The organism is Pseudomonas sp. FG13, assembly GCF_057809755.1.
Window position 1 is genome coordinate 242,165 of record NZ_JBMDKO010000002.1, and the last position, 21,131, is coordinate 263,295.

Annotated in this window: 18 protein-coding genes and 1 pseudogene; 15 read left to right on the top strand and 4 right to left on the bottom strand. The window is 61.2% G+C overall.

Features of this window, described 5'->3' with window-relative positions:
* The first annotated feature begins 52 nt into the window (after positions 1-52).
* The 4 genes from ACODTO_RS03665 (at position 53) to guaA (ending at position 4,940) form a co-directional block, all read left to right on the top strand.
* Complete coding sequence (locus ACODTO_RS03665; protein ID WP_139645993.1) at positions 53-820, top strand: sulfite exporter TauE/SafE family protein; 768 nt, start codon at positions 53-55, stop codon at positions 818-820.
* A 151-nt stretch (positions 821-971) separates the two neighbouring features.
* Complete coding sequence (locus tag ACODTO_RS03670) at positions 972-1,520, top strand: sugar ABC transporter ATPase (RefSeq protein WP_139645994.1); 549 nt, start codon at positions 972-974, stop codon at positions 1,518-1,520.
* A gap of 293 nt (positions 1,521-1,813) precedes the next feature.
* The gene (gene guaB / locus ACODTO_RS03675) at positions 1,814-3,283 is read left to right on the top strand and encodes an IMP dehydrogenase (RefSeq protein WP_139645996.1); all 1,470 of its coding nucleotides are present in this window, start codon (positions 1,814-1,816) and stop codon (positions 3,281-3,283) included.
* A gap of 79 nt (positions 3,284-3,362) precedes the next feature.
* Positions 3,363-4,940, top strand: a complete 1,578-nt coding sequence (gene guaA, locus ACODTO_RS03680) for a glutamine-hydrolyzing GMP synthase (protein ID WP_041020635.1) — start codon at positions 3,363-3,365, stop codon at positions 4,938-4,940.
* A gap of 90 nt (positions 4,941-5,030) precedes the next feature.
* Here guaA and ACODTO_RS03685 read toward each other — a convergent pair whose 3' ends face one another.
* Positions 5,031-6,119, bottom strand: coding sequence for an SDR family oxidoreductase (locus tag ACODTO_RS03685; protein ID WP_489105983.1), 1,089 nt, complete (start codon positions 6,117-6,119; stop codon positions 5,031-5,033).
* 97 nt (positions 6,120-6,216) lie between these two features.
* Here ACODTO_RS03685 and ACODTO_RS03690 point away from each other — a divergent pair, with 97 nt between their 5' ends.
* Complete coding sequence (locus tag ACODTO_RS03690) at positions 6,217-7,113, top strand: LysR family transcriptional regulator (protein ID WP_489105984.1); 897 nt, start codon at positions 6,217-6,219, stop codon at positions 7,111-7,113.
* A gap of 80 nt (positions 7,114-7,193) precedes the next feature.
* On the opposite strand, the gene treR is transcribed toward ACODTO_RS03690, so the two are convergent.
* The gene (treR, locus tag ACODTO_RS03695; protein WP_139646000.1) at positions 7,194-7,898 is read right to left on the bottom strand and encodes a trehalose operon repressor; all 705 of its coding nucleotides are present in this window, start codon (positions 7,896-7,898) and stop codon (positions 7,194-7,196) included.
* A gap of 246 nt (positions 7,899-8,144) precedes the next feature.
* On the opposite strand from treR, the gene treP reads away from it, so the two are divergent.
* The 10 genes and pseudogenes from treP (at position 8,145) to tadA (ending at position 19,120) form a co-directional block, all read left to right on the top strand.
* A complete protein-coding gene (gene treP, locus ACODTO_RS03700; RefSeq protein WP_139646002.1) occupies positions 8,145-9,587 on the top strand; it encodes a PTS system trehalose-specific EIIBC component in 1,443 nt (480 codons plus the stop codon).
* A 51-nt stretch (positions 9,588-9,638) separates the two neighbouring features.
* The gene (gene treC, locus ACODTO_RS03705) at positions 9,639-11,282 is read left to right on the top strand and encodes an alpha,alpha-phosphotrehalase (protein ID WP_489105985.1); all 1,644 of its coding nucleotides are present in this window, start codon (positions 9,639-9,641) and stop codon (positions 11,280-11,282) included.
* Positions 11,283-11,421: 139 nt separating this feature from the next.
* Positions 11,422-12,645: a maltoporin gene (locus ACODTO_RS03710; protein ID WP_175385134.1), complete on the top strand. Its 1,224-nt coding sequence runs from the start codon at positions 11,422-11,424 to the stop codon at positions 12,643-12,645.
* Positions 12,646-12,717: 72 nt separating this feature from the next.
* Positions 12,718-15,252: a phosphoenolpyruvate--protein phosphotransferase gene (gene ptsP / locus ACODTO_RS03715; protein WP_489105986.1), complete on the top strand. Its 2,535-nt coding sequence runs from the start codon at positions 12,718-12,720 to the stop codon at positions 15,250-15,252.
* Between the two features lie 2 nt (positions 15,253-15,254).
* The gene (locus tag ACODTO_RS03720; RefSeq protein ID WP_489105987.1) at positions 15,255-15,542 is read left to right on the top strand and encodes a PTS sugar transporter subunit IIB; all 288 of its coding nucleotides are present in this window, start codon (positions 15,255-15,257) and stop codon (positions 15,540-15,542) included.
* Between the two features lie 105 nt (positions 15,543-15,647).
* The gene (locus tag ACODTO_RS03725; protein WP_139646011.1) at positions 15,648-16,055 is read left to right on the top strand and encodes a DUF6632 domain-containing protein; all 408 of its coding nucleotides are present in this window, start codon (positions 15,648-15,650) and stop codon (positions 16,053-16,055) included.
* A 234-nt stretch (positions 16,056-16,289) separates the two neighbouring features.
* Positions 16,290-16,564 (top strand): annotated as a pseudogene (locus ACODTO_RS03730) (hypothetical protein).
* 4 nt (positions 16,565-16,568) lie between these two features.
* Positions 16,569-17,093 (top strand): helix-turn-helix transcriptional regulator, encoded by a 525-nt coding sequence (locus tag ACODTO_RS03735; protein ID WP_175385131.1) that lies wholly within the window; start codon positions 16,569-16,571, stop codon positions 17,091-17,093.
* Between the two features lie 153 nt (positions 17,094-17,246).
* Positions 17,247-18,623 carry a multicopper oxidase family protein gene (locus ACODTO_RS03740; RefSeq protein WP_464710487.1) on the top strand — a complete coding sequence of 459 codons (1,377 nt, stop codon included), beginning with the start codon at positions 17,247-17,249 and terminating at the stop codon, positions 18,621-18,623.
* On the top strand, positions 18,623-19,120 hold the full coding sequence (gene tadA, locus ACODTO_RS03745) for a tRNA adenosine(34) deaminase TadA (protein ID WP_139646019.1): 498 nt from the start codon (positions 18,623-18,625) through the stop codon (positions 19,118-19,120). Before ACODTO_RS03740 ends, tadA begins: the two co-directional genes overlap by 1 nt.
* Before the next feature lie 126 nt (positions 19,121-19,246).
* On the opposite strand, the gene cmoB is transcribed toward tadA, so the two are convergent.
* Positions 19,247-20,203, bottom strand: a complete 957-nt coding sequence (gene cmoB, locus ACODTO_RS03750) for a tRNA 5-methoxyuridine(34)/uridine 5-oxyacetic acid(34) synthase CmoB (RefSeq protein ID WP_489105988.1) — start codon at positions 20,201-20,203, stop codon at positions 19,247-19,249.
* Complete coding sequence (gene cmoA, locus ACODTO_RS03755; RefSeq protein ID WP_024778935.1) at positions 20,200-20,943, bottom strand: carboxy-S-adenosyl-L-methionine synthase CmoA; 744 nt, start codon at positions 20,941-20,943, stop codon at positions 20,200-20,202. Before cmoA ends, cmoB begins: the two co-directional genes overlap by 4 nt.
* Between the last annotated feature and the right edge of the window lie 188 nt (positions 20,944-21,131).

Genomic DNA, 21,131 nt, shown 5'->3' on the forward strand with positions numbered 1-21,131 from the left:
AAGCCTGCGACCTCTGGCTAAAGTCGCCGCTCCGTAAGCAAGGAAGTACCGGATGAACCTTTTCTCGTGGTTGGGCCAATGGGCATTCGCACCCACGGAATGGCTGGTGATCGGCCTTGCCATCGCCTTGGCTTATATCGTGTTCGGCATTGCCGGGTTCGGAACGGCGCTGGTGGCCGCACCTATCCTGCTGCTGTTCATGCCATTGTCGAAAATCGTGCCGCTGCTGGTGTTGCTGGATTTTGTCGCGGCGTTCGGCAACCTGCTGCCGTCGCGCAAGGATGTTGCCCGGCCGGAGTTGCTGCGGTTGTTGCCGTGCATGGCGGTTGGTTGCACCCTGGGCGTGATTTTCCTGCTCAACCTCAAGTCGGACCTGCTGTTGCTGTTGATGGGGCTGTTCATCAGCGCCTACGCGATCTACAGCCTGTGGATAAAGACCCGACCCACGCAGCTGTCGGCGCTATGGGCGATCCCGATGGGCACGGTAGGCGGGATGTTCGGGGCCTTGTTCGGCAGTGGCGGCTTTTTATATGCGATCTATTTGAATAGCCGCTTGCCCAAGGAACCGGCCCGGGCCACCCAAAGCGCCCTGATCAGTTGCAGCACCGTGGTGCGCTTGAGCCTGTTCGCTGTCGCGGGCGTGTATGCCGAACTACCCTTGTTGGTACTGGCGCTGTGTTTGTTGCCGGCCATGGCGCTGGGGCTGTGGACAGGTCGTCGCCTGACGATGAGGATGTCGCGCGAGACGTTCGTGCGCCTGGTGACCTGGCTGGTGCTTGCCAGCGGCCTCGCGCTGATCGGGCGCTACCTGAGCGCTTGACCTGGTGTGGCCAGGGATTAAGCTGCCGGCCTTTGATAACACTCGTAGGAGCAAAGCTTGCTCGCGATGGAATCGCCCCCATCATCTGATGGACTGAAGTGTCCGCATCGCGAGCAAGCTTTGCGCCTACAGAGAACCCCCAGGCCTTGTCATGAACTCCCAAAGCATCATCGTCCCGAAAATCTCCACCTTGCCGGTCCATGAGCCCAGGGCTCGGGCGATCGTGCGCTGGCTGGTGCGCAAGAACATTGTCGAAGAACAACTGACCACCTGTGGGCGCACCGGCAATCGCATGGCCCATGCCATCGCTCCAGGCGCCCGCACCGTGGTCCTGCGCCCCGATGCCTTGCCGTTCGACGAGCCGATCAACGGCCTGGAGATCATCACCAAGCGCTGCATCTACACCCCGGCCAAGGGCTTTCTCGAGGAAGCGGGCTGCGCCGAGTGCCGGCGGGAAATCGGCGAGGCGCTGTTCGAAAGCCTGGAGGACTGGATGCCCGAACGCACCGACAACTTCACCTGCCCCGAGTGCGGGCATGAAGATGACATCAACGGCTTTCTGTTCCTGCAGCCCTGCGGCTTCTCCAACCTGGGGTTCATCTTCAACAACTGGCTGGAGGCGGGGTTCAAGCAGGACTTCCTCGACGAATTCGCCGATTGGCTGGATCAGCCGGTGAGTTGGGTGCAGGTGGAGTTGTAGGTAGGCACACTGGAGACTGCTTTTGTGGCGAGGGGATTTATCCCCGCTGGGGCGCGAAGCGGCCCTAAACCCAGGCTGTGCGGTACATCAGGCATATGAGTCGACCACCTTGGGACTGCTGCGCAGTCCAGCGGGGATAAATCCCCTCGCCACAGGGGGGCGGTGTACCGCCGCAGTGGGGCGATCAGCCCCGTCAATCACCCCGCCAATAATAGACAGAGTTTTACATTGAGCCAGACGGTGTGCATGAGTATAATGGCGCGCTTCCATTTTCCCGCTCGGGAGCCCCCGCGATGCTGCGTATCAGCCAAGAAGCTCTGACCTTCGACGACATTCTCCTAGTGCCTGGTTATTCCGAGGTGCTGCCTAACGAAGTCAGCCTCAAAACCCGTCTTACCCGTGGCATCGAACTGAATATCCCGTTGGTTTCCGCTGCCATGGACACCGTGACCGAAGCCCGTCTGGCCATTGCCATGGCCCAGGAAGGCGGTATCGGTATCATCCACAAGAACATGACCATCGAACAGCAGGCCGCCGAAGTGCGCAAGGTCAAGCGGTTCGAGGCTGGCGTGGTCAAGGACCCGATCACCATCGAGGCCGATGCCACGGTGCGCGATCTGTTCGATCTGACCCGCATGCACAACATCTCCGGCGTTCCGGTGCTGCACGATGGCGACCTGGTCGGCATCGTCACCTCCCGCGACGTGCGTTTCGAGAACCGCCTGGATGCCACCGTCCGCCAAGTGATGACGCCTAAAGAGCGCCTGGTCACGGTCAAGGAAGGCACCAGCAAGGACGAAGTTCGCGAGTTGCTGCACAAGCACCGCATCGAGCGCGTGCTGATCGTCGACGACAAATTCGCCCTCAAGGGCATGATGACCGTCAACGACATCGAAAAAGCCAAGGCCTACCCGCTGGCCAGCAAGGACGACCAGGGTCGTCTGCGCGTCGGTGCCGCGGTCGGTACCGGCAAGGACACCGGTGATCGCGTCGCCGCGCTGGTCAATGCCGGCGTCGACGTGGTGGTGGTCGACACCGCCCACGGCCATTCCAAGGGTGTGATCGACCGCGTTCGTTGGGTCAAGCAGAACTTCCCTGAAGTGCAGGTGATTGGCGGCAACATCGCCACCGGCGCTGCCGCCAAGGCCCTGGCCGAAGCTGGCGCCGACGCGGTCAAGGTCGGTATCGGCCCTGGCTCGATCTGCACCACCCGGATCGTCGCCGGTGTCGGCGTGCCGCAGATCAGTGCCATCGCCAACGTCGCAGCCGCCCTTGAAGGCACTGGCGTACCGTTGATCGCCGACGGCGGCATCCGTTTCTCCGGTGACCTGTCCAAGGCCATCGTGGCCGGTGCCTCTGCCGTGATGATGGGCTCGATGTTCGCCGGTACCGAAGAAGCGCCGGGCGAGATCGAACTGTTCCAGGGCCGTAGCTACAAGGCTTATCGCGGCATGGGTTCGCTGGGCGCCATGTCCCAGGCCCAGGGCTCTTCCGACCGCTACTTCCAGGACTCCTCCGCGGGTGCCGAGAAGCTGGTACCGGAAGGCATCGAAGGTCGTGTGCCGTACAAAGGCACCCTGACCGCGATCATCCATCAACTGATGGGTGGCCTGCGTTCTTCGATGGGCTACACCGGCAGTGCCAACATCGAAGAGATGCGCACCAAGCCGGAGTTCGTGCGCATCACCGGCGCCGGCATGGCCGAGTCCCATGTCCACGACGTACAGATCACCAAGGAAGCGCCGAACTACCGCGTAGGTTAAGGCTTCCAGCAAAACGTTAATCACCGGGGCTGTTCATTCAGCCCCGAGTTGTTTCTGATTCACTACATGAGAATGAGTCATGGCCCTCGACATTCACGCTCACCGCATCCTGATCCTCGACTTCGGTTCCCAGTACACCCAACTGATTGCCCGCCGCGTGCGTGAAATCGGCGTGTACTGCGAGTTGCACCCGTTCGACATGGATGACGAAGCGATTCGCGAGTTCGCTCCCAAAGGCGTCATCCTCGCCGGCGGTCCCGAGTCCGTGCACGAAGCCAACAGCCCGCGCTGCCCGCAAGCGGTGTTCGACCTGGGCGTGCCGGTCTTCGGCATCTGCTACGGCATGCAGACCATGGCCGAGCAGCTCGGCGGCAAGGTGGAAGGCTCCGACCTGCGTGAGTTCGGTTATGCCCGTGTTGACGTGGTCGGCAAGAGCCGCCTGCTGGATGGCATCGAAGACCATGTCGACGCCGATGGCCTGTTCGGTCTGGACGTGTGGATGAGCCACGGTGACAAGGTCACCAAGATGCCGGAAGACTTCCACATCCTCGCCAGCACGCCGAGTTGCCCGATTGCCGGCATGTTCAGCGACGAGCGTCGTTACTACGGCGTGCAGTTCCACCCGGAAGTGACCCACACCAAGCAGGGCGGCCGCATCCTGTCGCGCTTCATCCTCGACATCTGCGAGTGCGAAGCCCTGTGGACACCGTCGAAAATCGCTGAAGACGCCATCGCCCAGGTGCGCGCCCAGGTCGGTACCGACAACGTGCTGCTGGGCTTGTCCGGCGGCGTCGACTCCTCGGTAGTCGCCGCGCTGCTGCACAAGGCCATCGGTGATCAACTGACCTGCGTCTTCGTCGACAACGGCCTGCTGCGCCTGCACGAAGGCGAGCAAGTGATGGCCATGTTCGCCGAGAACATGGGCGTCAAGGTGATCCGCGCCAACGCCGAAGAGCAATTCCTGACCAACCTGGCCGGTGAGTCCGACCCGGAGAAGAAGCGCAAGATCATCGGTCGTACCTTCATCGACGTGTTCGATGCCGAATCCTGCAAGCTCGACAACATCAAGTACCTGGCCCAGGGCACCATCTATCCCGACGTGATCGAGTCGGCCGGCGCCAAGAGCGGCAAGGCCCACGTGATCAAGTCCCACCACAACGTCGGTGGCCTGCCGGAAGAAATGAACCTCAAGCTGGTCGAGCCGCTGCGCGAGCTGTTCAAGGACGAGGTCCGTCGCCTCGGCCTGGAGCTGGGCCTGCCTTACGACATGGTCTACCGCCACCCATTCCCGGGTCCGGGCCTGGGCGTGCGAATCCTCGGTGAAGTGAAGAAGGAATACGCCGACCTGTTGCGTCGCGCCGACCACATCTTCATCGAAGAACTGCGCAAGGCCGACTGGTACCACAAGGTCAGCCAGGCGTTCGTGGTGTTCCAACCGGTGAAATCCGTCGGCGTGGTCGGCGATGGCCGTCGCTACGCCTGGGTCGTGGCCCTGCGTGCGGTGGAAACCATCGACTTCATGACCGCTCGCTGGGCGCACCTGCCGTACGAGCTGCTGGAAACCGTTTCCGGCCGCATCATCAACGAAATCGACGGCATCTCCCGCGTGACGTATGACGTGTCGAGCAAGCCGCCGGCGACGATTGAGTGGGAGTGATATCAGGTCTTTCGAGGGGTATCGCCAGCTATCGAAGAACTGCCGTAACGTGTTGATTTAGAAAAAATACGTCACGGCAGTTATCGGTGATTATCGCTGGCCGGCGGGACAGGTTGGCGGTAGAAGTGACGGTGTCGCCCTGTCGGTACCGTCACCTTCCGCTACGATTGCCGCATCAATGGCTGGCGTGGGACGCTGCCGCACGATGCAGCCCAGCCCTGCCAAAGTTGCTTCGACGGCTTCATCCAGCGGCGTATGCGGCTCACTGCCTAGGACAGCCTTCAAGCGAGCGTTGTCCATGCGCACGGGTTGACGCCACAGGTAGCGCATTTCCAGCAGTTCACGCAGGGTAGGCACAAAGGGCGAAGCCAATCGTGTGAGCCACCATGGGAAGGCTCGCAGCTTTGGTGGACCACCGTGCCGTTTCGCAACGCGGCAGATAGCAGCAGCCATCTGTGTGCCATCTGCATCCCAATGCCCGGCCATATGGAAACTGGCGAAGGGCGGCAGCGAGTCGCGGCGTCCGAGCAGTTCGACCATCGTGCGGGCCACGTCGGGCAGATACGACCACTGGTGGCCCACGCCCGGATCGCCCGGAAGTTGGATGATCTTCACGCATTGTCCTGGTTTGACGACGCCTTGCGAGAACCAGCTGTTGCCTGCGCTTGGGCCGAAGAAATCCCCAGCTCGCACCACAATTACCCGTACACCTCGCTCGCTGGCGGCTTGTAGCCGCTGTTCCAATTCGACCCGGATGGCGCCCTTGCGTGTGAGTGGGCGTTGCGGGGCATCCTCGCTCAGTACCGGGAATGCATCGGGACCGTAGTTATAAACAGTGCCTGGCAGCACCACTGTGGCGCCTTCCGCCTTCGCCGCCGCGATGGTGTTTTCGATCATAGGTAGCACCAACTCGCCCCAGTTGCGGTAGCCGGGAGGGTTGACCGCGTGGACGATAACGCTGCACTCGCGCGCGGCATGCATCACATCATCGCGCTGCATCGCGTCTCCACGAAGCCAGGTGATGCCATCACGCTGCTCTTGGGGTGAGGCCAACCCGCGATGGAGAGCCTGGACCTGCCAGCCAGCGTCGCGCAGTTGTCGTGCCACTTCACCGCCGATCCCGCCTGTTGCGCCTAGCACCAAGATTTTTTTGCTTAGAGGATTGTCGATATTTGCCATGTCCATTCTCCGTCAGGTGGGTGAGTGGGTTGAATTCTGGGCGTGGTTTAAGTAGAAATAAATTACCTAACGTAAGCTATCGGATATGCATTTTTGTATGGCTAATGACCTTGGCTGGGAACTGTATCGAACGTTTCTTGCTGTGTTGACGGAGGGGTCGCTCTCAGGGGCCGCACGCGCGCTCGGCATCACGCAGCCTACGGCGGGGCGTCATATCTCTGCTTTGGAGGCGACATTCCATCAGGCCCTGTTCACCCGTTCGCAGACCGGGTTGTTGCCCACCGAGGCCGCGTTGGCTTTGCGCGGCTATGCCGAAGCGATGCAGAGCAACGCGGCGGCCCTTCAACGCGCGGCCACCAGCCAGCAGGGCGAAAGAGCGACGGGCACGGTGCGGGTGTCAGCCAGCGAGGTGATCGGGGTGGAGGTGCTGCCGCCTGCGATCGCGCGGCTTCGCCAAGCGCATCCTGGTTTGAAGATCGAGGTCGTGCCCACCAATCGCGTACAAGATCTGCTGCAACGGGAGGCGGACATTGCGGTCCGCATGTCGTTGCCCAAGCAGGATCTGCTCATTGCTCGGAGCGTTGGCCATGTCGAATTAGGAATGTATGCGCGCAGCGACTACCTGGCACAGCACGGTACACCTTCCGCACCCGCGGATCTGATCAAGCATGCGTTGATTGGGTTTGATCAGGAAACGCCTTTTCTCCGCGCCGCAACTAAGCAGTTCCCCGCATGGAGACGGGAGGCCTTCTCGATGCGCACCGATAGCGATCTGGCTCAACTGGCGCTGATCCGCGCCGGCGGCGGTATTGGGATATGCCAAGTCGCCTTGGGCCAGCGGGACGCGATGCTAGTGCGCGTACTTTCGCGGCACTTCGCGCTGCGATTGCCTACGTGGGTCACCATGCACGAGGGGTTGCGCGAAAGCCCGCGTTGCAAGGTGACGTTCGATGCGCTCGTGGAGTGCCTCTTGGCGTACACGAGCGCCGCGTGACCTCGTGTGACTCATCCAACTCTGTCGTCAGAGCGCTTCGCAAGTGCGCCATCAAGCAGGGAGGGAGCCGCCTGGTTTCCTCAGCGCCGCGCGACATCCGAGAAATAGAACTTGTCGAGGGTATGCCGTGATTCGGTGTATTCGAACTGCCGGCCGTCCTGAAGAAAGGTCTGGTTGCTGACCACGATGACATGGCTTTGGCCGTCGAGGTCGAGGTGTTGCTGGTCGTCGTTGCTGCACCGGACGGCTTCGATGGTGCGCTGGGCATAGGCGATCTGCAGTTGCAGGGTCTGTTCGATGTGGGCATAGATCGATCGCTCGGCGATCTCGCGGGTCAGGTCGGGGATCACGTCGCTGACGAAATGGTTGATGTCCAGGATCACCCGTTTGCCGTCGATTCTTCGCACGCGCTTGATGCGCGTCACCTGGCTGCCAGCGGGGGCCTTGATGTGTTCGAGCAACGCACCTTCAAGCGGCAGTTGGCTGAACTCGACCACTTCAGTGCGGACGTCATCGCCCAGGCGCGGGTACGTCTCCTGGAAGCTGACAATGCCGCCGAGCTGGAATTCGATAGGGGAGGTGGACAGTACAAAGGTGCCCTTGCCATGGATCTTCTGGGCGAAACCGCGCTCCTGAAGCTGTTCGATCGCCTTGCGCACGGTGCCCCGACTGGCTTGGTAGCTGTCCATCAATTCGGTTTCGGAAGGCAGGCGGGCGCCACGCTCCAAGCGTTCGGTGGTGATGCTGGCGAGCAGGTCGCTGTAGATCCGGTTGTATTTACTCATGGAAATGGCTCTGTAACGCGCGGTACACCGGGGGCGGAACCTTAAGGGTGAAGTGGGGGGCTTGTCCAATTCACTGTGGTTTTTTGCAGCAAGGAGCGTAGGGCGTTTCGCGATGATAGTGGAGTGCTTAAATAAAAAAACACAACTCGTCTGTACGAGTTGTTGATTTAACTCGTACAGACGAGTATTTTTTCCTTCCATGTGCTGTCGACTCTCAATAACAACAACGACGCGGAAGAAAAAAGCATGAGCCACGATTACCCCAGAATCGCCAGCGAGCTGCTGCAAAGCCTCGGCGGCGTCGGCAATATCGAGCAGGCAGCCCATTGCGTGACGCGCCTGCGGCTATCCCTCAAGGATGCATCACAGGTGGACAGCGCAACATTGAACCAGGTCGACCTGGTCAAGGGTTCGTTTTTCACCGGCGGCTTGTTCCAGGTGGTCATCGGGCCGGGCGAGGTGGAAAAGGTCTACGCCGCCTTGCGCGAGCTGACAGGCCTGGCCGCCGCGACCATCGCCGACGTCAAGCGCCAGGGCGCACAGAAAGGCAACGGCATGCAGCGCCTGGTGCGGGTGCTTTCCGACGTGTTCATGCCGATCCTGCCCGCGCTGGTGATCGCCGGCCTGCTGATGGGCGTCAACAACCTGCTGGGCGCCAAGGGCATGTTCATTGCCGACCAGACACTGCTCGACGCGTATCCGAACCTGGACGGTGTCTGGAGCCTGATCAACCTGATGGCCAACACTTCCTTTGTCTTTCTTCCGGCACTGGTGGGCTGGTCGGCGGCCAAGCGTTTTGGCGGCAGTGAGATCCTGGGCATCGTGCTCGGGCTGATGCTCGTTCACCCGGACCTGCTCAATGCCTGGAACTACGGCAAGGCCGTGGCGGGGCTGGATGGCCAGAGCTTGCCGTACTTCGATATCTTCGGTTGGTTCCGGATCGAAAAAGTCGGTTACCAGGGACAGATCCTGCCGATCCTGTTGGCCGCCTTTGTCATGAGCGTGATTGAGCGTTGGTTGCGTGCCAGGGTGCCCAACGCTATCCAACTGCTGGTCGTGCCGATTACCACCATCGTCGTCACAGGTGTACTGGCGCTGGCGATCATTGGACCGGTCACCCGGCACCTGGGCATCCTGATTACAGAAGGCATGGTGGCATTGTTCGATCTCGCGCCGGTGATCGGTGGGGCGATCTTCGGCCTGTTATATGCACCGCTGGTGGTGACCGGCATGCACCACATGTTCCTGGCGGTGGATCTGCAATTGATCTCGACACAGGGCGGCACCTTCATCTGGCCGATGATCGTCATGTCCAACCTGGCCCAGGGTAGCGCGGCGCTGGCAGTGTTCTACATGACCCGCAATGCCCGGGACAAGAGCATGGCTTCCACTTCGGCCATTTCCGCCTACTTCGGTATCACTGAACCGGCGATGTTCGGCGTCAACCTTCGCTACAAGTTTCCTTTCTACTGTGCCCTGGTCGGCTCGGCCCTGGGCTGCATCTTCCTGTCGCTGAACAAGATCAAGGCTTCGGCCATTGGTGTGGGTGGCTTGCCGGGTTTCATTTCGATCGTTCCCGACTACATACCGATGTTCGTGATCGGCATGGTCATCGCCATGACCGTGCCCTTTGCGCTGACCTGCGGGTTGAGCATGAAGATCGTCCGCCCCGGCTATCGCGTCGCCTGACACCCGGACTGTCCACGATGGGCCATGGGCCCTCACTGAAGGAATCGCGTCATGCAAGACTGGCAACGCTCCGTGATCTACCAGATTTATCCGAAGAGTTTCTACAGCCACGGCGGTCAGGCGACCGGTGATTTACTGGGGATCGTGGACAAGCTCGATTATCTGCACTGGCTCGGGGTGGATTACCTGTGGCTGACGCCGTTCCTGCGTTCGCCACAGCGCGATAACGGTTATGACATCAGCGACTACTACGCCATCGACCCCAGCTACGGCACGATGGCTGACTGTGAGCTGTTGATCGCCGAGGCCGGCAGACGCGGTATCAAGTTGATGCTTGATATCGTGGTCAATCACACGTCCATCGAGCATCCCTGGTTCCAGGCCGCCCGCAGCAGCCTCGACAACCCGTACCGCGATTTCTACATCTGGCGCGACCAACCGAACAGCTGGGAATCCAAGTTCGGCGGCTCGGCCTGGGAATACGAGGCGCAGACCGGCCAGTATTACCTGCACCTGTTCGATCACACCCAGGCCGACCTGAACTGGGATAACCCTCAGGTGCGTGCCGAAGTGTTCAAGATGATGCGCTTCTGGCGGGACAAGGGCGTGGGGGGCTTTCGCCTCGACGTCATCAACCTGATCTCCAAGCCGGCGGATTTTCCTGATGACCACACCGATGGCCGGCGTTTCTATACCGACGGCCCGAACGTACATCGTTATCTGCAGCAAATGCACCGGGAGGTCTTTGAAGGTTTCGACCTGATCAACGTGGGCGAGATGTCGTCCACCACTCTCGAACACTGCATTCGTTATTCGTGTCCGGATTCGCGCGAGTTGTCGATGACCTTCAATTTCCACCATCTGAAGGTGGATTATCCGAACCTGCAGAAATGGGTGCGAGCCGACTTCGATTTCTTCCAGCTCAAACGCATCTTGTCCGACTGGCAGACCGGCATGCAGGCCGGTGGCGGTTGGAACGCGTTGTTCTGGTGTAATCACGACCAGCCGCGGGTGGTCTCTCGCTTCGGAAATGACGGCGAGCACCGGGTGGCTTCGGCGAAAATGCTGGCCACCGCGTTGCACTTCCTCCAAGGCACGCCCTTCGTGTATCAGGGCGAAGAGCTGGGGATGACCAATCCGGGCTTTGATCACATCGACCAGTACCGCGACGTCGAGACCTTGAATATCTTTCGTCTCCAGCGTAACGCCGGGGTGCCCGAAGCCGAGGCCATGGCGGCGATCATGCAGAAGTCGCGGGACAACGGGCGTACACCAATGCAATGGACGGCCGGACCGAACGCGGGTTTCAGCCAGGCCGAGCCCTGGATCGGCGTGCCGGCCAATGCTGCCTTCATCAACGTTGAACACCAACTGCAAGACCCGACATCAATACTGCATTTTTATCGACAGCTGATCACCCTGCGCCGTAGCGAAGCCTTGATCCAGGAGGGCGTCTACCGCCTGTTGTTGCCCGACCACCCCTTCGTGTGGGCCTACCTGCGCGAGGGGCAGGGGGAACGTCTGCTGATCATCAGTCATTTCCACGGCGGTGACTGCGAGGTTGAGTTGCCCGATGGGATCATCACCTCCGACATGAAGCAACGATGGGTGATCGGTAATTACGACCGAGAGCACCGTGATCGACGGTTGCGCCTGCGACCCTACGAGTCGTTCGTACTGCACCTGAGCGATTGAATCAAAACCCTTTCCGACCCAGGCATCGCCTGACAGCGACCACGTTGCGTTCGACGCACCGTGCGGCTCTTTATCGCCCATTCGTTGGCAGGGAAAGGGGAAAGCGCAGCAAAAAACAATAAAAAACAAGGAGCGGCATATGAGAACAACAATAAATCGAGGCCTCGCGGTGTCCTGCATCTGCCTGGCATTGCCATTTCCAACCCAGGCGCTGGAGTTTTCCGGTTACTTGCGCAGCGGCGTCGGCAGTGCAACCAATGGTCGATCGCAATCCTGTTTCCAGTTGCCAGGAGCGCAGAGCAAGTACCGATTAGGCAACGAATGCGAACAATATGGCGAGTTGGAGCTGCGCCAGGACCTTTTCACCCTCGATGATGGTTCGGTGTTGAGCGTGGATGGCATGGCGTCGCTGTACAACCGTTACGATCGCACGCCGACTTTCCAGGGTGACAACGGCGCCGCGCGGATGCCGCAGATGTATGCCCAGTGGTCGAACATGCCCAGCCTGAACGGCGGGTCGCTATGGGCCGGTCGGCGTTACTACAAGCGTAACGACATTCATATTTCCGATTTCTACTACTGGAACCAGAGTGCCACCGGGGGCGGGATCGAGGACGTACTCATTGGCGGCCTGAAATACAGCTACGCCTTCTCGCGCAAGGACAACCTGTATCAGAAAGACCCGGTCAGTCGACATGATTTCAACGTGGCCGGTTTCAGGACCAACCCCGGTGGTGAGTTGGAACTGGGCTTGAGCTTCATCGATCAGGCGGACCGTCGTGATGCCCATCGTGGCTGGGCCCTGACCGCCCAGCATGTGCAGCAGGCCTTTGTGGGTGGCAAGAATAAACTGGCTTTGCAATATGGCGAGGGGCCCGGCACCGGGCTGGGGTATACCGGCGATACGGGCCTGGACGACAGCAACAAGAGTTATCGTCTGGTTGAATTCTTCGATTGGCAGGTCACGCCGCGTTTCGGCGGGCAGGTGCAGGCGGTTTATCAGAAGGATATCCGCCGCGATGGCGGCGACCAGGACTGGGTGTCGCTGGGGGTTCGCCCGGCCTACGCCATCACCGACCAGTTCAAGCTGGTGGCTGAACTGGGCCACGACCAAGTGCAGGCGAGTGACGGCACGCGCAAGCTGAGCAAGTTTACCTTTGCACCCACCTGGTCGCCCAAGGGGCCGGAATTCTGGGCCCGACCGGAGATACGGCTTTATTACACCTACGCCAGCTGGAACGAAGCGGCCCAGCGTGCAGCCAACCAACTGGCGGCGGGGTCGGCATTGTCCGACACCGGCGCATTTGACAGCGCGCGACATGGCTCCAACGTGGGCGTGCAGATCGAATACTGGTGGAAGTGACCCGTGTAGTGCGTGTCGGCGGGCCCTTCATAGCCGCGATGCCAACAAGAATAGACAGCAGCAGGTGAAGTCATGAACACAACGCAACCCTTGCAATTGCTCGCGCCGTTATCCGGGGTCCTGATGCCTTTGGACAATGTGCCGGATCCGGTCTTCTCCAGCCGTATAGTGGGAGATGGGATCTGCATCGACCCGACTTCCCAGACCCTCTGCGCACCGTTGGCTGGTGTCGTCGGCACGCTCCAGGGCAGCGGCCATGCGCTGAGTATCACTGGGGACCACGGCGTTGAGGTGCTGATGCACATTGGCCTGGACACGGTGAACCTGGCGGGCAAGGGCTTTACTCCCCGGGTGGAGGCGGGTCAACGCGTCGAGGCGGGGCAGCCCCTGATCGATTTTGATGCCGACTACATCGCCCTGCATGCACGGAGCCTGTTGACGTTGGTGCTGGTGGTCAGCGGCGAGTCTTTCAGCGTGTTGGCAGACCAGGCTGCCTGCGTCGAGAGTGGCGACCCGCTGCTGCAAGTCAGCCTGGACGAATCAAGGCCTGCCGAGGATGCACAACAGGGCTCGGCGCTGTTTTCCAGGCCATTGATCGTGCCCAACGAATGTGGCTTGCATGCTCGCCCTGCCGCGGTGTTCGCCGAGGCGGCCAAGGGATTCGACGCAGACATCTGCCTGCATCGGCAGCAGGCCGGCGCCAATGCCAAGTCCGTGGTGGCGATCATGGCGCTGCAGACGGCCAAGGGCGACAGCGTGCAGATCAGTGCCGCCGGCCCCCAGGCCAGGCAAGCCATCGAAGCCTTGGAACACCTGTTGCTTTCGGGGTGCGGCGAAACGGTTGGCGTGCCATTGGCGCTGGTGTCGTCCCACGTCTCCGAACCGTCGATGTCGGGCCGGCTGCGAGGTGTCTGCGCTTCGCCCGGCCTGGCGTTTGGCGAGGTGGTTCAAGTTGCCTCGCAGGTGCTGGACATCGACGAGGCGGGCCTCGGGATTCAGGCTGAACAAGCGGCTCTGGACCAGGCGCTGGGCCAGGCGGCTGAAGCGTTGAGGACTTTGCAAAGCGAAGCGGCGGGCAGTGTCCAGGCGCAGATTTTTCGAGCTCATGAAGCGTTGCTGGAGGACCCCACCCTGCTGGAGCACGCCCAGGCCCTTGTCCTCGAAGGCAAGAGTGCGGCATTCGCCTGGAACGCGGCTACAGAAGCCACCGCTGCACTGTTCCAGCAATTGGGTAGCGCGTTGCTGGTCGAACGGGCAATGGACCTCGCCGATGTCGGGCAACGGGTGCTCAAGTTGATCCTGGGGGTGCAAGAACGCGACTGGACATTGCCCGAGCGTGCGATCCTGGTGGCTGAGCAACTGACACCCTCCCAGACCGCCAGCCTGGATACCTCGCGAATAGCCGGTTTTGTCACGGTCGATGGCGGTGCGACCAGCCATGTGGCAATCCTTGCCCGAGCGCTGGGCTTGCCGTCGTTGTGTGGCCTGCATGGACAGGTGCTGGACATCGCCAATGGCACCCAGGTGTTGCTGGATGCCGACGGCGGCGAATTGCATTTGAATCCTGATCAGGCCCGGATCGAACAATTCCGCGCCCAGCGTGACGAGCAGCGTCAGCGCCGCCAGCGAGACCTCGAACAATCGGCCCTGCCGGCCCGAACCCTCGACGGTCACCGCGTCGAGATCAGCGCCAATGTCGGTTCGCTACGGGACGTGGAGCAGGCCATGACCCTGGGAGGTGAAGGGGTGGGGCTGCTTCGCTCCGAACTGCTTTACCTGGATCGCTCGCAACCACCGGGGCATGACGAACAAGCAACGCTGTACATCGCCGTCGCCCGAGCGCTGGGCCCGGAGCGCAACCTGGTAGTGCGCACCCTGGACGTGGGTGGGGACAAGCCGTTGGCCTATGTACCGATGGAGCGCGAGGCCAATCCGTTTCTGGGCATGCGCGGGATTCGCTTGTGCTTGGACCGGCCACAACTGTTGCGCGAGCAGTTCCGGGCGATACTCGCCTGCTCCGGAATGGCGCGCCTGCACATCATGCTGCCCATGGTCACCCAATTGTCGGAGTTGCGTCTGGCGCGGCGGATACTGGAGGAAGAGGTTGGCAGCCTGGGCCTGAAAGAGCAGCCGAAGCTGGGGATCATGATCGAGGTCCCGGCGGCGGCCCTGATGGCTGATCTGTTTGCCCCCGAAGTGGATTTCTTTTCCATCGGCACCAACGACCTGACCCAGTACACCATGGCCATGGACCGAGACCATCCACGCCTGGCCAGCCAGGCCGACAGCCTGCATCCCTCGGTGCTGCGGCTGATCGCTCGTACCGTCGATGCCGCGCATGCCCAGGGCAAATGGGTCGGGGTGTGTGGCGCGCTGGCATCGGAACCCCTGGCGGTACCGGTTTTGCTGGGGCTTGGTGTGGATGAGCTCTCGGTCAGTGTGCCGTTGATCCCAACAATAAAGGCGTGCGTGCGTGAATGGGACCTGGGCGAATGCCGCAGGCTTGCCCAACAGGCCCTGGGTCGGGAAAGCGCCGAACAGGTACGCGGTATCCTGCGTATGCATTCATCCACGGCCGACCCGGCCACACTGGTCATGGAGCATTGAACATGTTTGACAAACTGCAGCGAACATTCTGGAAAGCCCTGACCCCGGACCTGGTGCCGGATGAGCCCAAGCCGGCGGCATCGGTTGATGGCGTCGCACCGGCTATCGTCGCCGCATTGGGCGGCGCGGATAATCTCAAGCGCCATCAGGCCGTGGCATTGACGCGACTGCGAGTGGAGTTGCGGGATGTTGCCCGGATAGACCGGTCGGGGTTGAAGGCCGCCGGGGTGGCTGGGGTGTTGTCGCTGGACAACGGCGTGGTACACCTGATCACCGGTTTGCCATCCTGAGCCGCCAAGACGGCTGGCGGTAGGCTCGGGCACGTAGCCGAGGCGAGATCTATACTGACGCACGTCCAGTTTTGGCGACGGTCCCGCCGCCATAAGGAGCCCGTCATGAACGACACCCAAAGACTCGCCGCCCTGCGCATGGTTTTGATCGTGGTAGGCCTGATCTCCGTGTTTGCGATCGGGCCGCTGATGTTGCTATGGCCGTCCGGTTGGACATGGCACAGCGGTCATTCCGACTATCCGCTGATGATCGTCGGCCTCTACGCGACCCTCGGCGTGTTCCTGCTGAGAGCTTCACGGGATCCGCTGAAGCACCTGAGCCTGATCTGGTTCACGGTCTGGTCGAGCGTCGTGCATGGCGCGATCATGGCCGTGCAGTCCTTTGGTGTCGGGATGGACGGCATGAGCCATTACGGCCACTTGCTCGGCGATGTGCCTGCGCTGTTCGTGGTCGCGGCGGCGCTGGCGTTCTTCACACCCCGTGGCGAGAAGGCGCGTTTACTGGCGGGGTGATCCTTGTGTTGCGGTGTACCTGAAAAGCCCTGTGGATAACCTCTCCAGGGCTTTTTAGTGGCCGTACTGTTTTTTCTCAGCGCTCTTCTGCACCTGACAGCGAAGCCGTCCGGTACCGTCACCTTTCGCTACGATTCGGCCCTCATCGGTGCGCCGGGAATGCCTATCATCCAAGGGAATGATCTGGTTGTCATTTGACAACCAGGCAGGTCATGCGAATACTGGAGAGCACTGATGATTCGTCCCTCGCATCCGAAAAAGGAAGTCGAAGAAACGCTGAAGCATGCCGAAGCGTTGGGGGGCGCATAGAGGTCGGTGGTGGTCACGCCTGGGGGCGGGCTTATTGTCCGTATAACGACGAGGAGTGTCGTTGCGGTGAGTTCTGTATCACATCGATATGAAGCACGCCGAGAAACCCTGGCAATCATGCGCGAGCATTACGACGCGTCGTGGACAATTGCACTACCCATCGCAATCGTTGCGAGGCTGATGACGATGCTGAGGAGTAAGACAATGGAATATACCTTTACCCTGAAATATCAGCTTGCTGACGATGACCGTACCTCGGATGAACTGGTGGAGCGGCTGGGGGTAGCGGGCTGCGACGATGCCCTGGTAGGCATAGGACAGCCGGGACGGTTGGCTCTCGAATTCACACGCGATGCTCCTGATGCGATTAAGGCTGTGCTCAGCGCTTTGAGCGACGTGCGCCGTGCGGTGCCATCGGCCAGGCTGATTGAGGTTGCTCCTGATCTGGTTGGGCTAACCGACGTAGCCGAGATCGTCGGCGTGTCTCGGCAGAACATGCGCAAGTTGATGTTAGCCCACCCGAGCAGCTTCCCGACGCCCGTGCACGAGGGCAGCGCGTCTATCTGGCACTTGGCGGACGTTCTGACCTGGCTGCAGAGCAAGGGCAACTATTCGCTTACCCGGAATGTGTTGGACGTGGCCCAAGCAGCCTTGCAGGTCAACGTTGCGAAAGAAGGCCGACGCTTACCAGGATTGGTGTTCAAGGACTTGGAAGCTTTGGTTGGCTGACAACCTGGGATGAGGGCGCCGTGAGGCGTCTTCATCCCATCTGGCGGGGCCGACGCGACAATCCTTCACTTAATCTTTCTCAATTGCAGGTGTATCGTATTCGCCTTTTGCGGACCTGTCGGTTCGCCGCGGATTCAATAGGTGGTTGCATTCATGTCGTTTACCCGTCGCCAAATACTCGGTGGCCTGGCCGGTCTTGTTGTTGTGGGCGTTGGCGCGGGAGGCGCATCGCGGTATTGGTTGGGCAAGCGGGCGGATGCCGAGGCTGGCCATGACTATGAATTGATTGCGGCGCCTCTGGACGTCGAGCTGGTGGCCGGGCACAAGACCCAGGCCTGGGCCTTTGGGCCATCAGCGCCGGGTACCGAGTTGCGGGTGCGACAGGGCGAGTGGTTGCGGGTGCGTTTCATCAACCACCTGCCGGTTGCCACCACCATTCACTGGCATGGGATCCGCCTGCCGCTGGAGATGGATGGCGTGCCATACGTCTCGCAACTGCCGGTGCTGCCGGGTGAATACTTCGATTACAAATTTCGCGTGCCGGACGCCGGCAGCTATTGGTACCACCCCCACGTCAACAGCAGCGAAGAGCTGGGGCGTGGATTGGTAGGGCCGCTGATCATTGAAGAGCGCGAGCCCACCGGTTTCAAATACGAAAAGACCCTGAGCCTGAAGAGCTGGCACGTGGATGAGCAGGGTGAGTTTGTAGCGTTCAGCATCCCTCGCGAGGCGGCCCGTGGCGGGACGGCCGGGCGACTGGCGACCATCAACGGCGTGCCGGAGGCGGTGATCGACCTGCCGGCCGGGCAGATCACCCGGGTGCGCCTGCTCAACCTCGACAACACGCTGACTTACCGGATCAACATTCCCGGTGTCGAAGCGCAGATCTATGCCCTGGACGGTAATCCCATCGAACCGCGCCCGCTGGGCAAGGAGTACTGGCTTGGCCCGGGCATGCGCATCTGCCTGGCGATCAAGGCCCCGCCGGCCGGGGAAGAGTTGTCGCTGCGCAACGGCCCGGTGCGCCTGGGCACCCTGCGCTCGGTGCCCAACGATGACGCGCCGACCCCATGGCCACCAGCATTGCCGGCCAACCCGGTGTCCGAGCCGGACCTGGCCAATGCCGAGAAACTCAACTTCAATTTCGAGTGGGTCGGTTCGGTGTCGGTCAATGTCGACAACGGCAAACCGCCTAGCTTGTGGCAGATCAACGGCAAGGCCTGGGATATCACCGACAAGACCTGTGCTGACCGGCCGATTGCCACGCTGAAAAAGGGCAAGAGCTACATTTTCGAATTGAAGAACATGACCCAATACCAACATCCGATCCACTTGCACGGCATGAGCTTCAAGGTGATCGCGTCCAACCGGCACAAGGTCATTCCGTATTTCACCGACACCTACCTGCTGGGCAAGAACGAGCGGGCACAGGTGGCGCTGGTGGCGGATAACCCGGGTGTGTGGATGTTCCACTGCCATGTGATCGACCACATGGAAACCGGCCTGATGGCCGCCATTGAGGTGGCGTGATGCGCCAGATTCGTCCTGCCCGGATCATCGACCGCAGTCGTGACCAGGACTTCATGCGCGAAGCCCTGGCGCTGGCCGCGCAAGGGGCGGCCCTGGGCGAGGTGCCGGTGGGCGCGGTGCTGGTGCAGGACGGCGAGATCATCGGGCGCGGCTTCAACTGCCCGATCAGCGGCCACGACCCCAGTGCCCACGCGGAAATGGTCGCCATCCGCGCCGCCGCCCAGGCCGTGAGCAATTATCGCCTGCCTGGCAGCACCCTCTATGTGACGCTCGAACCGTGCAGCATGTGCGCCGGCCTGATCGTCCACTCCCGCGTCGCCCGGGTCGTCTACGGCGCCCTGGAGCCCAAGGCCGGCATCGTGCAGAGCCAGGGGCAGTTTTTCAGCCAGGCGTTCCTGAACCATCGGGTAATGTTCGAGGGCGGGGTATTGGCGGAGGAATGCAGCACGGTGTTGAGCGAGTTCTTCAAGGCGCGCAGGGCCAAATCCCAGGATTGAACACCCCCCGCCTTTGTGGGAGCGAGCCTGCTCGCGATAGCGGAGCGTCAGTTAACACACCTTTGACTGATTCACCGCTATCGCGAGCAGGCTCGCTCCCACAGGGATGGGGGTTGTTTGATCTATTTATTTACGCGCCACAATCACCGCCCGCATCGGCGCCGGCAAGCCCTCGATGGTCTTGCTGTGGTCGTCGGGGTCGAGAAAATCGCTCAGCGACTGATACTTCATCCACTCCGTGCTGCGTTGTTCTTCCACGGTGGTCAGGCTCACGTCCACGCAGCGCACATCGCTGAAACCAGCGCGGCGCAGCCAGCGTTCCAGGGCCGGCACCGAAGGCAGGAACCAGACGTTGCGCATCTGCGCGTAGCGGTCCTCGGGCACCAGCACCTGGTGCTCGTCGCCCTCGATCACCAACGTTTCCAGCACCAGCTCACCACCCTTGACCAGGCAGTCCTTGAGGGCCAGCAGGTGTTCGATGGGGGAGCGGCGGTGATAGAACACGCCCATGGAAAAAACCGTATCGAAGCCTTCCAGGTCCGGCGGCAGGTCTTCGAACGGGAATGGCAGGTGCCAGGCATTGGGTTGGGAAAGGTAGCGTTGCACCGCCTGGAACTGGCAGAAGAACAGCCAGTTGGGGTCGACGCCGATTACCGTGTCGGCCCCGGTACCAAGCATCCGCCACATGTAGTAACCGTTGCCGCAACCCACATCGAGAATGCGCTTGCCCTTGAGATCCAGGTGCGGCGCCACACGCGACCACTTCCAGTCCGAGCGCCATTCGGTGTCCACGTGCACGCCAAACAGGTCGAACGGCCCCTTGCGCCATGGCGACAGGCCCATCAGTGCGGTGCGCATCTGCGCGCGGGTTTCATCGCTGCAATCGGTATCGAGGGTCAGCCCGTTCAACAGGTCGATTTCGCTCGGCTGCAACACCGGCAAGGCGTCGAGGGCGCTTTGCCAGCGTTCCAGGTCGCCATGGCCCTTTTCCATTTTGGTGTCGAGTTGCATCTGCAGCGTCGCGGCCCAATCGGCCAGGGGCGTGCCGGCCAAGCGGCGGGCGAGGGGGGACAGATCAATCATGGCAAGGCTATCAACGAGGCGAAGTTAAGACATTGGAACCACGGCACGACTTTCGAGAACCCGGCCGCCAACAGGCGTTCGCGGTGTTCTTCGAGGCTGTCGGGCTTCATGACGTTTTCGATGGCGCTGCGTTTCTGGGCAATCTCCAGCTCGCTGTAGCCGTTGGCGCGTTTGAACGCCACGTGCAGGTCGGTGAGCAATGCGTGCTCCTGCGCATCGTTGAAGCGCAGCTTTTCCGACAGGATCAGCGCGCCACCGGGCAGCAGGGATTGGCGAATGCGGCTCAACAAGGCCGTGCGCTGATCCGGTGCGATGAACTGCAGGGTGAAGTTCAGCGCCACCACCGAGGCCGGCTGGAACTCCAGGGCCAGGATGTCGCCCTCGATCACCTCCACCGGCAGCAGCTCCTGGAACATCGAGTCCTGGCCGTTGAGGTATTCGCGGCAGCGCTCGACCATGGCCGCCGAGTTATCCACAGCGATCACCCGGCAACCGTCGGTGCGCACATGGCGGCGCAGGGCCTGGGTCACAGCGCCCAGGGAGGAACCCAGGTCATAGAGCACGCTGCCCGGCTGGGCAAATTGCGCGGCAAGCACGCCGAGGTTTTCGACAATGGTCGGGTAGCCTGGCACCGAACGCTTGATCATGTCCGGGAACACCCGCACCACGTCCTCGTTGAAGGCGAAGTCAGGCACTTGGGCCAGGGGTTGGGCGAATAGGCGATCAGGGTCGTTGCTCACGGCGGTTCCAGCGGCAGGGTGAAAAGGCGGGCATTTTAGCCAATTAATGCGCTAAAGCGTGATCTTTGATCGACGCCCGGACCCGCCCTCATGCTCATTGGCTCCACGGGGGCCTGCGACAGTCCGGTCGAGATGAATAGCGTGCAACTTCCAGGCACATTTTGTTTAGCGGTGTTTTCGATTCGTTT